The organism is Aquabacterium sp. (genome assembly GCF_016195855.1).
Taxonomy (GTDB): Bacteria; Pseudomonadota; Gammaproteobacteria; order Burkholderiales; family Burkholderiaceae_C; genus Aquabacterium.
This window is the reverse complement of the sequence record NZ_JACPYU010000016.1, coordinates 617,832-629,573: the sequence shown is the minus strand read 5'-3', so window position 1 is coordinate 629,573 and position 11,742 is coordinate 617,832. Positions and strand designations below refer to the sequence as shown.

The window sequence follows — 11,742 nt, the reverse complement described above, 5'->3', positions numbered from 1 at the left end:
GTTTATTAACTTTCCAGCGCCAGCTCTGGCGCATGGGGGACGGTGTGAGCTTTCTTGACACGCTCTTGGGCCGCAAGCATCCGCCAATGATCGGACTGGACATCAGTTCATCAAGCGTGAAGCTGGTCGAGCTGAGCCAGAGTGCATCTGGCGAATACATCCTGGATCGGTTTGCCTCCGAGCCCTTCGAGAAGGGCTGGATTGCCGATGGGCAGATCGAAAAGTTCGACGAAGTGGCCGAAGCGGTTCGCAAGGTGGTCAACAAAAGTGGCACGCGCACCAAACACGCTGCCATGGCCATGCCCCAATCTGCGGTGATCACCAAAAAGATCATGCTGCCGGCGGGGCTGCGCGAAGAGGAAATGGAAATGCAGGTGGAGGCCGAGGCCAACCAGTACATTCCTTTTTCGCTGGACGAGGTCAGCCTGGACTTCTGCGTGGTGGGCCCCAGCACCACCTCGGCGGGTGACGTCGAGGTGTTGATTGCCGCGTCTCGCAAGGACCGCGTTCAGGACCGGCAGGGGTTGGCTGAAGCGGCTGGCCTGAAGCCGGCCATTCTCGACATCGAGTCTTACGCATCGCGTCTGGCGATGCAGCGCCTCATTGCCGCACTGCCTGGTGAAGGCAAGGATGCGTTGGTGGCCTTGTTCGAGATCGGCGCTGAAAACACCAGCCTCAAGGTGCTGCGTGATGACGAGTTGCTGTACGACCGCGATCAGGCTTTCGGTGGTGCGCAACTGTCGCAACTGATTTCGCGCCAATACGGGTTCTCGTTTGAAGAAGCCGAGCAGAAGAAACTGTCAGGCGATCTGCCCGAGGACTTCCAGAACACGATCCTGGGCCCCTTCGTCGACAGCCTGTCGCAGGAAATCGGGCGCGCACTGCAGTATTTCTTCACCAGCACCCCCCACCACAAGGTGCACTACGTGATGCTGGCCGGCGGCACGGCAACGCTGCCTGGTCTGAAGGATCGGGTGACCGAGTTGACCGGATTTGCCTCCATGGTCGTCAACCCCTTTGAGGGCATGAAACTGGGGTCGGCGGTACGTGAAAGCAAGCTGCGGCGTGAAGCGCCCGCTTACCTGACCGCGTGTGGCCTGGCCATGCGGAGGTTCCTCGCATGATTTTGATCAACCTGTTGCCTCATCGTGAGGAAAAACGGAAGCTGCGCAAGCAGGCCTTCTTTGTCGGCCTGGGGCTGTCCGTCGTGGCAGGGGCCGTGATTGTGGCGCTCTGGTACGCCGTGCAGTTGCGCATGATGGCCACGCAGCAATCGCGCAATGAAATCCTGACCTCGGCCATCCACAAGCTGGACGAAGAGATCAAGGACGTGTCTGCCCTGAAGGCCGAGATCGACTCGCTCAAGGCGCGTCAGCGTGCTGTGGAAGATCTGCAGACTGATCGCAACATGCCTGTTTATCTGCTCAACGAACTGGTTGCCCAGACGCCTGAGGGCATCTACCTGACGTCCATTCACCAGAATGGCCAGAGCGTGACCGTCGCCGGTTATGCGCAGACCAACGAACGCGTCTCGGAGTTTCTGCGCAACACCAATGCGCGTTCCAAGTGGCTGGAACATCCCGAGCTGGTGGAAATCAAGGCGGCCACGCCGGGCAAGGATGGGCGAGACAACAAGCGCCTGTTCGACTTCTCCATGCGCGTGAGCCTGAAGCGTCCTGGTGAGGTGTCGACGGCAGCCAGTGGTGCATCTGCACCTGGCGGCGCGGCTTCCGGGGTCAAGGCCTCACAGCCAGCGGCTTCGGCTGCGGCGAAGTCCTGAGGTTGATGCCATGGCAAATCCCAATCTGAACATTGATCTCAACGCCTGGTTCGAAAATGCCCAGGAGCAGTTCCGCGGGCTCAATCCCAACGAGCCCGGCCAATGGCCCATCCTGCCCAAGCTGCTGAGCTTCCTGGCAACGGGTGCCGTCATCGTGGGGCTTGGCTGGTTTGGCGTGCTCTCGTCGCAAAGCGACGAGCTGCAGGCCGAGCGAGACAAGGAGCCCAGGCTGAAGGAAGAGTACCGCTCCAAGGTGGCGCAGGCCGTGAACCTGGGCGAGTTGCGCAAGCAACGCATCCAGGTTGAAGAGTACGTCAAGCAACTCGAAAAGCAGTTGCCTGGCAAAGCCGAAATGGATGCACTGCTGTCGGACATCAACCAGGCCGGTCTGGGTCGTGGTCTGGAGTTCGATCTGTTCCGCCCAGGTCAGGTGTCCGTCAAGGACTACTACGCCGAGTTGCCGATCTCGATCCGCGTCTCTGGCCGCTATCACGACATCGGTGCGTTCACGGCGGACATCGCCAACCTCTCGCGCATCGTGACGCTGCACAACCTGGTCATCGCCGCTGTCAACGCCAAGGACAGCAAGGACAACCAGGGCAGCAACCTCTATATGGAGGCCACCGCGCGCACTTACCGTTATCTGGATCCGGCAGAGGTTGATGCCATGCGTGCCGAAAAAGCCAAGCAGAAGAAGGGGGATAAGAAGTGATGACCCGCCCCCAAAATTGGCTGATGGCCTCTGTTGCCTTGTTGGCCTTGACCGCTTGCACGGGTGAGCAGGAAGAGTTGCAGGCCTGGATGGATCAGCAGCGACACGAAGTGCAGCCCAGCGTGCAGCCGCTGTCTCCCCCTCAAAAGTTCAACCCGCAGGCTTATGCTGGTATGGATGGTGTTGAGCCATTCAGCACGCAAAAGCTGACCGGCGCGCTCAAGCAGGAGGCGGCTCAACCCAACTCGGCTGTCGCGGCCGAATTGAGCCGACGCAAGGAGCCACTGGAGGCCTTCCCCCTGGACAGCATGTCCATGGTGGGCAGTGTCAGCCGCAAGGGTGTGCCCTACGCTTTGCTCAAGGTCGACAACCTGCTTTATCAGGTCAAGGTTGGCGAATACCTGGGGCAGAACTACGGGAAGATCATGAAGATCACCGAGACCGAAATCACCTTGCGTGAGATTGTGCAGGACGCCGCAGGCGAATGGATTGAGCGGCCCACCACACTGCAGTTGCAGGAGGGCAGCCGATGAAAACGAATCTGGAGATGATGACTATGAAACCGTGGCGTGTTGCATTGGCCGGGCTGACCTTGACTTTGGTCTCGCCTCTGACCTGGGCTGCTGCGGCGATCCAGGCGATCACGAGCACCCAGCAGGCGGGCTCTGACGTGGTTCGCATCGAAATGTCCGAGCCATTGGCATCTTTGCCGGCGGGCTTTGTCATTCAGGTGCCGCCTCGCATTGCGATCGACCTGCCTGGTGTGACCAGCGCGATGTCTCGCAATTCGGTGGAGGTCAACCAAGGCAATGTGCGCTCGGTCAACGTGGTGCAAGCTGGTGAGCGGACCCGTCTGGTGCTGAACCTGCGTCAGTCCACGACTTACCGCGCTCAGCTGGAGGGTAAGACCCTGATGCTGATTCTGGACTCGGGGTCCAATCCGCCACAGGTGGCGTCTGCTGCCGCCGTTACACCCACCACGGCGGTGAAGTCCTCAGGCAAGTCTGATGACACCGTGCGGTTTGCCGAAAACAAGAACGCCAACCCCCTGGCCCTCAAAGACATCGACTTCCGTCGCGGTCAGGATGGTGCCGGTCGCGTGGTGGTCGAGTTGCCCAACAACCAGGTTGGCGTGGACATCAAACAGCAGGGCCAGAGCCTGGTGGTGGAGTTCATGCGTGCGACCTTGCCGGAGCGTCTGCGCCGCCGCTTCGACGTGATGGACTTTGGCACGCCGGTGCAAGCCGTGTCGGCCAGCCAGGTTGGCGATCGCGTCAAGCTGGTGGTGGACCCCCGCGGTGACTGGGAGCACTCCGCTTACCAGAGCGACAACCAGTTTGTGCTGGAAGTGCGTCCTCGCAAGGTTGACCCCAACAAGCTGACCCAGGGCCCTGGTTATTCGGGCGAAAAGCTGTCGCTGAATTTCCAGAACATCGAAGTGCGTGCCTTGCTGCAGGTGATCGCCGACTTCACCAACTTCAACGTGGTGACCAGCGATACCGTGACCGGCAACGTCACATTGCGCCTGAAGGATGTGCCTTGGGATCAAGCCCTGGACATCATCATGCAGGCCAAGGGCCTGGGTGTGCGCAAGTCCGGCAATGTGCTCTGGATTGCGCCGAAGGATGAAATCAACGCCAAGGAAAAGATCGACCTGGAAGCCAAGGCCCAAGTGGCTGCACTGGAGCCGCTGCGCACCCAGTCCTTCCAGCTGAACTACACGAAGGCGGAAGAAATCGCCAAGGGCCTGGCCGGCACCAGCACCGGTGGTGGTGGTACAGCCACGCGTATCCTGTCTCCTCGCGGAAGTGTGATTTTCGAGACGCGTACGAACCAACTGTTCGTCAACGACATCCCATCCAAGCTGGAAGAAATCCAGGGGATGATCACCAAGATCGACATCCCTGTGCGCCAGGTCTTGATCGAGGCACGGATTGTGGAGGCCAGCGATACCTTTGGTCGTTCGCTGGGTGTGCGTCTGGGGGCACTGGACATGCGCGGCCTGCGTGGTGGTACACCGGGTTTCGGCATTGGCAATGACAATCGTCTGGCCATCACCGGTACCTACCAGGGTGTGGGTGAGCAGACCTTGCAGGCTGCGGCCACATCCGGCAGCTATACGCCCAACACCTATTTCGTGAACCTGCCCAGCACGGGCTTCAACGGTTACAGCGCCTCGTCGGTCGCACTGTCGCTGTTTGGTGCCAGCTCGAACCGCTTTCTGAACCTGGAGTTGTCCGCACTGGAAGCGGATGGCAAGGGCAAGATCGTGTCCAGCCCACGTGTGATCACGGCAGACCAGGTCAAGGCCCTGATCGAACAGGGTACCGAACTGCCGTATCAGGTGGCCACTTCGAGCGGTGCCACGGCGCTGGCTTTCCGCAAGGCCAACCTGAAGCTGGAAGTCACGCCGCAGATCACACCTGAAGGCAACATCATCCTGGACGTGGATGTGAACAAGGACAGCGTCGGTCAAGTGACCAATGCCGGTTACGCCATCGATACCAAACACGTACAGACACAGGTGCTGGTGGAGAATGGCGGCACGGTGGTGATCGGTGGCATCTTCCTGCAAAGTGAAAATTCGACGGAGACCAAGGTCCCGTTCCTGGGGGATTTGCCGGTCCTGGGACATCTGTTCAAATCCAACGTCAGGAATGCCCAGCGTTCCGAGTTGCTGATCTTCCTGACACCCAAGGTGGTGACAGAAAAAGCAGCATTGCGTTGAAGACAGCAACCGTTTAGAGGATCCCCTTCTTGGGAGTTAAGACAATGAATTGGAAGACATGGTTGACCGTTCTGGCCGCTGCGGCGTCGCTGACGGCTTGTGGTGGCGGTGGTGGTGCGGGCACGCCCTTGTATGGCGGTTCGAGTAACACACCGACTACAACTACATCAACTGCTTCAGCTGTTGATGTGTCATCAAGCTCGCTTCAACTAGGGTCGGGTGCAGGGGAGTCAGTAACGATCACTGTTGTGGTCAAGGGGGCGGGTAGCGTTGTGCTTCCTGACACCGCTGTGACGCTGCAGGCGTCCTCGGGTTCCCTGGCAGTTGCAGCTACAAAAACAGATTCAAGTGGAATGGTCACGGCCACCCTGACGCCGGGCACCAATGCAAGCGACAAGGCAAATCGCACCATCAGGGTGAGCGCAACGTCGGGTAACGCCTCGGGTTATGTCGATGTTCAAGTGACTGGTACGACCGTTGCCTATTCCGGCGCCACTTCTTTCAGTGCCGGGGCTGCAGCCAGCAACATGTCGTTGTTGGTAAAGGACTCTAAGGGTGCGGTGGTCCCAGGGGCGACTGTCAACGTGACAGCTGGCACTTTGGGCAATGCGCTGTCCGCCTTGTCCGCCACAACTGATTCGAACGGTTCTGCGACGTTCAGTTATACGCCAACCAACGCCGGAACCGATTCATTGATTTTCTCTGCCTTGGGTGCAACAACGACGGCGACGCTGGTCATCAGCGGGCAAGACTTCGTGTTTACTTCCCCGGCTTCAGGCACATCGGTAACTGTTGGTGCACCGACGTCTATCTCTGTGCGTTATCGCTTGAATGGCGCAGCGGTATCCGGGGCAACGGTTAACTTCGCTGCGACAGCAGGTACCTTGACGGCGGCGACGGCGACAACCAACGGCAGCGGCGTAGCGACCACATCCCTGACCTCTACGTTTGCAGGCGCTACCACGGTGACGGCGACGATCAGTGGCGTGGGAACGATCAGCTTGCCCATTTCTTACGTTGCCACGACGCCTTCCAGTGTTGTGTTGCAGGTGTCGCCTTCGGCGATCGCGCCGAACACGAATGGCAGCGTTGCGCAACAATCCACGGTTTCGGCTCGTGTGACAGATGTCAACGGTAACCCTGTCAAGGGCGTAACGGTGGACTTCTCGCGTACTGCGGACCCGAGTATTGGTGATCTCAGCGCACCATCGGCGACGACGGACACCAATGGTGAAGCCTCCGTGAAATACATTTCTGGCCCGAACTCCACCGCCACTGATGGCGTCAAGATTCGAGGTACCGTGTCTGGTACGTCGATCTTTGGTGACACGCAACTGACGGTTAACCAGCAGGCCTTGTTTATCGCGTTGGGTACCAGCAATACGATCAGCAACTTGACTGTCAATGGCGTCGTGGATGAAACCACTTATGTCAAACCTTGGACCGTGTATGTCACTGACGCTAACGGTGTCGCAGTGTCAGGCAAGACGCTGACCATCAGAATTCTTTCTGTGGCTTACGGTAAGGGGCAGTTGGCATTCTCCTCAACGGATGGAGTCTGGGAGGCATCCAACTACACCGGTGCGATTGACGTCAATACTGTCATGCCGGCGGGTAATATTCTTTGGTGTGCCAGCGAGGATGCCAATAGCAATGGCACGCTGGACTCAGGTGAAGACACGAATAGCAGTGGTAGCTTGGAACCCGGGAATGTGATATCCCTTGCGCCGGGCAACAGCACCGTGACAACCGATGCGAACGGTCGTGCGACGATTAATCTCCTGTATGCCGAGAGCTATGCGCCCTGGGTGCAGGTGACGCTTCGCGCAACCGCTACCGTTGCTGGGACAGAGTCCAAGAGGGACGCAACGTTTGTTGTCAGTGGTATGTCCTCTGACTTCAACAAGGCGGACACGGCGCCGGCAGGTGTGGTGAGTCCCTTTGGTCGCAGAGCTTCTTGCGCATCGCCATTCTGATCTTCGTGCAAGATGAAGGTTAGTTTGGTAGGCCTCCCCGGCGGCGGTAAATCCACCGTCGGGCGGCAGTTAGCGAAGCGCATCGGAGCTCGATTCGTCGACTCCGATGTGGTTCTCGAAGAACGGATCGGCATGCCGATCCGTCAGTTTTTTGAGCAGTTCGGTGAGGCCGCTTTTCGCGATCGCGAAGAGGCGGTGATCGACGAGTTGACCTCTGCTACCCAAGATGCGGCAGCGCAGCCCCTGGTGTTGGCAACTGGCGGTGGCGCCTTGCTGCGCCCCATCAACCGCGAGCGCTTGCATCAACGCACAACGGTGGTGTATTTGCGCTCGACGCCAGATGAGCTGTACCGGCGCCTGCGGCACGATACGCAGCGCCCCTTGCTGCAGGTCGCTGACCCTCTGGCCAAGTTGCGCGAATTGTTCGAGCAGCGCCACCCGTTGTACGAGCAGACGGCGCACTACTGCGTCGATACTGGCCGCCCGTCTGTGGCGACGCTGGTCAACATGATCATGATGCAGCTGGAGGTCGCTGGCTTGCTGCCTGCCCAGCAGGCACAAAGGGGGCCACAACAGCCCCCTTCATCATCACCGGTCAGTCAAGCTTGAGCTGCTTGAGGTAGCTGCGGAACCAGTCGCCCACCTGATGGTGCTTGAGTGCCAGCTCGACGTTGGCTTCCAGGAAGCCTTCCTTGCTGCCGCAGTCGTAGCGTTTGCCTTCGTACTGGTATGCAAAAACCTTTTCGAGGTTGAGCAGGCCGGCAATGCCATCGGTCAACTGGATCTCGTTGCCCACGCCACGCGGTTGCGAGCGGATCTGCTCGAACACGGCGGGGGTGAGGATGTAGCGGCCGGCCACGCCCAGGCGTGACGGGGCGTTTTCAGGCGAGGGCTTTTCCACGATCTTGGAGATGGCCATCACGCGCTCGGATACGGGGGTGCCGGCCACGATGCCATAACGTTTGGTGTGTTCGGCAGGCACTTCCTGCACGGCCAGGATAGAGCCTTGCAACTTATCGAACTGGTCCACCATCTGCTTGAGGATGGGCGTCTGGCCCACCATCAGGTCATCGGCCAGCAACACGGCAAAGGGCTCACCCCGCACCAGGCGTTCGCCGCACAGCACGGCGTGGCCCAGGCCCAGGCTCTTGGGCTGGCGCACGAACACGCACTCCATATCGGCCGGCTTGATGGACTGCACGAGCTTGAGCAGGTCCATCTTGCCGGCTTGCTCGAGTTCGTACTCCAGCTCGAAAGCGGTGTCGAAGTGGTCCTCGATGGGGCGCTTGTGGCGGCCCGTGACGAAGATCATTTCGCGGATGCCTGCGTCGTAGGCTTCTTCAACGGCGTACTGGATCAGCGGTTTGTCCACCACTGGCAGCATTTCTTTCGGTTGGGCCTTGGTTGCGGGCAAAAACCGGGTGCCGAGGCCGGCGACGGGAAAGATGGCCTTCGTGATGGACATGCAAAGCTCCTGAGCGATTGGCCGGGATTGTGTCACCGGCATGATCATGTTGTGTAAGAGGCGGTCCCTACCTTGTGGGGGGGACGCCTCATTCGCGGGGGGCAAAAGCGGGCGTTTATCCCAGTCGCTGGAACTGGGTCTTGACGCGCCCCAGCGTGGCTGTGAACTCTGTCACACGTTGCTTTTCCTGTTCGACCACAGCGGCGGGGGCGCGGGCCACGAAGCTTTCGTTCCCGAGTTTGGCGTTGGCCTTGGTGATCTCGCCTTCCAGGCGGGTGATCTCCTTGGACAGACGCGCCTTTTCGGCTTCGACGTCGATTTCGACGTGCAGCGCCAGGCGGGCCTCGCCTTGAACAGCCACCGGTGCCATTGACGTGGCTTCGGCAAAAGCGGCGTCGTCCAGGACCTTGACTTCGCTGAGCTTGCCCAGGGCCTTCAGGATGGGCGCGGCCTTGGTGATGAACTCGGCATCGCCCGTGGTCAGCATGGGCACGCGTTCTGCAGGCGACAGGTTCATCTCGCCACGCAGGTTGCGGGCTGTGCCCACCAGGGCCTTGAGCTTGCCCACCCAGGCGTCGGATTCAGCGCACACGCGGCTCAGATCCGGCACGGGGTAGGGCGCCAGCACGATGCTGTCGTCCGAGCCCGCCTGCTTGCGGCCGGCCACGGGGGCCACCACCTGCCACAGCTCTTCGGTGATGAAGGGGGTAATGGGGTGCAGCAGGCGCAGCACGGTCTCCAGCACGCGGATCAAGGTGCGGCGCGTGCCACGCTGTTGGGCTTCGTTGCCGCTGTCCTTGGCGACGTTGAGCTGGGTCTTGGCGATCTCGATGTACCAGTCGCAGTACTCGTCCCAGACGAACTGGTAGATGGCGTTGGCCACGTTGTCGAGACGGAACTCCTTGAAACCTTGCTCAACAGCAGCTTCCACGCGTTGCAGTTCGCTGACGATCCAGCGGTCTGCGGGGCTGAAGTCCAGGTAGCCGTTGGCCGCGCATTGGCCGGGCTCGTGCTTGACGATGCCGCAGTCCTGGCCTTCGCAGTTCATCAGCACGAACTTGGTGGCGTTCCACAGCTTGTTGCAGAAGTTGCGGTAGCCCTCGCAGCGCTTGCTGTCGAAGTTGATGCTGCGGCCCAGGCTGGCCAGCGCCGCGAAGGTGAAGCGCAGCGCGTCGGCACCATAGCCGGGGATGCCATCCGGGAACTCCTTTTCGGTGTTCTTGCGGACCTTGGGCGCTGTCTCGGGCTTGCGCAGGCCGGTGGTGCGCTTGTCCAGCAGCGGGGCCAGTTCGATGCCGTCGATCAGGTCGACCGGGTCCAGCACATTGCCTTCTGACTTGGACATCTTCTGGCCTTGCGCATCGCGCACCAGGCCGTGGATGTAGACATGCTTGAAGGGCACCTTGCCGGTGAAGTGCTTGGTCATCATGATCATCCGGGCGACCCAGAAGAAGATGATGTCGTAGCCGGTGACGAGCACGGACGAGGGCAGGAAGAGGTCGAGTTCTTTGGTCTGCTCGGGCCAGCCCAGCGTCGAGAAGGGCACCAGGGCGGATGAGTACCAGGTGTCGAGCACGTCTTCATCGCGGGTCAGCGTGCCTTCGTAGCCAGCGGCCTTGGCGCGCACATGGGCTTCTTCTTCCGTGCGGGCCACGAAGATCTCGCCGTTGCTGCCGTACCAGGCCGGGATCTGATGGCCCCACCACAGCTGGCGGCTGATGCACCAGTCCTGGATGTTCTTCATCCACTGGTTGTAGGTGTTGACCCAGTTCTCGGGGACGAACTTGACCTCGCCGGACTCGACCGCTTCAATGGCCTGCTCGGCGATCGACTTGCCTTGCGCACCGGGCTTGGTCATGGCCACGAACCATTGGTCGGTCAGCATGGGCTCGATGATCTGGCCGGTACGGGCGCAGCGCGGCACCATCAGCTTGTGCTTCTTGACCTCGACCAGCAGGCCTTCGGCTTCGAGCTGGGCGACCAGGGCCTTGCGAGCCACGAAGCGGTCCAGGCCACGGTAGGCCTCGGGGATCTCTTCAAGATGCGACACCACCTGCGCGTCCAGCGTGAAGATGGTGATCATCGGCAGGCTGTGGCGCTGGCCGACCTGGTAGTCGTTCGTGTCGTGCGCGGGGGTGACCTTGACGACGCCGGTGCCGAAGTCCTTGTCGACGTGCTCGTCGGCGATCACGGGCACCAGGCGGCCGGTGATGGGCAGCTTGACCAGCTTGCCGATCAGGTGGGTGTAGCGCTCGTCTTCGGGGTGGACCATGACGGCGGTGTCGCCCAGCATGGTTTCAGGACGGGTGGTGGCCACGACGAGGGTCTCATCGCTTCCGGCAATCGGATAGCGGATGTGCCACATCGAGCCATCTTCTTCCTCACTTTCGACTTCGAGGTCGGACACGGCGGATTTGAGGATCGGGTCCCAGCTGACCAGGCGCTTGCCGCGGTAGATCAGGCCTTCTTCGTACAGCTTGACGAAGGTGTCGCTCACCACCTTGGACAGATTGTCGTCCATGGTGAAGTACTCGTGCTCCCATGACACCGAGTCGCCCATGCGGCGCATTTGCTGGGTGATGGTGGAGCCACTTTGCTCCTTCCATTCCCAGATCTTGGCCACGAAGTTCTTGCGGCCCAGGTCGTGGCGGTTCTGCCCCTTTTCCTGCAACTGGCGCTCCACCACGATCTGGGTGGCGATGCCGGCATGGTCGGTGCCGGGGACCCAGAGGGTGTTGTGGCCCAGCATGCGGTGATAGCGCGTCAACGAATCCATGATGGTCTGGTTGAAGGCGTGGCCCATGTGCAGGGTGCCGGTCACATTGGGCGGTGGTAACTGAACGCAAAAGGATGGCTTGGCGGTATCCAGTGTGGGCTTGTACAGACCGCGCTGCTCCCATTGGGGGCCGTATTTGGCTTCAATCGGGGCGGGGTCGAAAGATTTGGCGAGTTCGGTCATGGTGTTGGGAGGCTGGTCTGCGCCCGAAGCGGGCGCTTTCTCTGGGCCAAACCGCGATTTTAGGTCGGCTGAGCGCCCTTGCGAGGCTTTCTGGCCTGGCAGGCTTTCATGTCATGGATCAA

The 11,742-nt window shown here is 60.4% G+C and carries 9 protein-coding genes; 7 read left to right on the top strand and 2 right to left on the bottom strand.

All coding sequences use genetic code 11. The annotated features are described in order from the left end of the window. Nucleotides 1-44: 44 nt before the first annotated feature. The 7 genes from HY019_RS16205 to HY019_RS16175 all read left to right on the top strand — a co-directional run bounded on the left by HY019_RS16205 (nt 45) and on the right by HY019_RS16175 (nt 7,805). Nucleotides 45-1,124: a pilus assembly protein PilM gene (locus tag HY019_RS16205; RefSeq protein ID WP_290694117.1), complete on the top strand. Its 1,080-nt coding sequence runs from the start codon at nt 45-47 to the stop codon at nt 1,122-1,124. Then, nucleotides 1,121-1,780 (top strand): PilN domain-containing protein, encoded by a 660-nt coding sequence (locus tag HY019_RS16200; protein ID WP_290694115.1) that lies wholly within the window; start codon nt 1,121-1,123, stop codon nt 1,778-1,780. The genes HY019_RS16205 and HY019_RS16200 overlap by 4 nt, the downstream gene beginning before the upstream one ends. Nucleotides 1,781-1,790: 10 nt before the next feature. Then, nucleotides 1,791-2,492, top strand: a complete 702-nt coding sequence (locus tag HY019_RS16195) for a type 4a pilus biogenesis protein PilO (RefSeq protein ID WP_290694113.1) — start codon at nt 1,791-1,793, stop codon at nt 2,490-2,492. Continuing rightward, nucleotides 2,492-3,025, top strand: a complete 534-nt coding sequence (locus tag HY019_RS16190) for a pilus assembly protein PilP (protein WP_290694111.1) — start codon at nt 2,492-2,494, stop codon at nt 3,023-3,025. The genes HY019_RS16195 and HY019_RS16190 overlap by 1 nt, the downstream gene beginning before the upstream one ends. 23 nt (nt 3,026-3,048) lie before the next feature. Beyond that, nucleotides 3,049-5,220: a type IV pilus secretin PilQ gene (locus HY019_RS16185; protein WP_290694109.1), complete on the top strand. Its 2,172-nt coding sequence runs from the start codon at nt 3,049-3,051 to the stop codon at nt 5,218-5,220. Nucleotides 5,221-5,282: 62 nt separating this feature from the next. Beyond that, entirely contained in the window at nt 5,283-7,196 is a 1,914-nt protein-coding gene (locus HY019_RS16180; RefSeq protein WP_290694107.1) for an Ig-like domain-containing protein, read from the top strand. 12 nt (nt 7,197-7,208) lie between these two features. After that, a complete protein-coding gene (locus HY019_RS16175) occupies nt 7,209-7,805 on the top strand; it encodes a shikimate kinase (protein WP_290694106.1) in 597 nt (198 codons plus the stop codon). Here the strand turns inward: HY019_RS16175 and galU are convergent. Both galU and HY019_RS16165 read right to left on the bottom strand, forming a co-directional pair. Beyond that, entirely contained in the window at nt 7,792-8,661 is an 870-nt protein-coding gene (gene galU, locus HY019_RS16170) for a UTP--glucose-1-phosphate uridylyltransferase GalU (protein ID WP_290694104.1), read from the bottom strand. The genes HY019_RS16175 and galU overlap by 14 nt on opposite strands. 115 nt (nt 8,662-8,776) lie before the next feature. After that, nucleotides 8,777-11,620 carry a valine--tRNA ligase gene (locus HY019_RS16165; RefSeq protein ID WP_290694102.1) on the bottom strand — a complete coding sequence of 948 codons (2,844 nt, stop codon included), beginning with the start codon at nt 11,618-11,620 and terminating at the stop codon, nt 8,777-8,779. Nucleotides 11,621-11,742 lie beyond the last annotated feature (122 nt).

Coding starts and splice junctions, on each gene's coding strand:
- galU (WP_290694104.1), bottom strand. CDS start 8,661: ATGTCCATCACGAAGGCCATCTTTCCCGTCGCCGGCCTCGGCACCCGG.
- HY019_RS16195 (WP_290694113.1), top strand. CDS start 1,791: ATGGCAAATCCCAATCTGAACATTGATCTCAACGCCTGGTTCGAAAAT.
- HY019_RS16200 (WP_290694115.1), top strand. CDS start 1,121: ATGATTTTGATCAACCTGTTGCCTCATCGTGAGGAAAAACGGAAGCTG.
- HY019_RS16185 (WP_290694109.1), top strand. CDS start 3,049: ATGAAACCGTGGCGTGTTGCATTGGCCGGGCTGACCTTGACTTTGGTC.
- HY019_RS16175 (WP_290694106.1), top strand. CDS start 7,209: ATGAAGGTTAGTTTGGTAGGCCTCCCCGGCGGCGGTAAATCCACCGTC.
- HY019_RS16165 (WP_290694102.1), bottom strand. CDS start 11,620: ATGACCGAACTCGCCAAATCTTTCGACCCCGCCCCGATTGAAGCCAAA.
- HY019_RS16190 (WP_290694111.1), top strand. CDS start 2,492: ATGACCCGCCCCCAAAATTGGCTGATGGCCTCTGTTGCCTTGTTGGCC.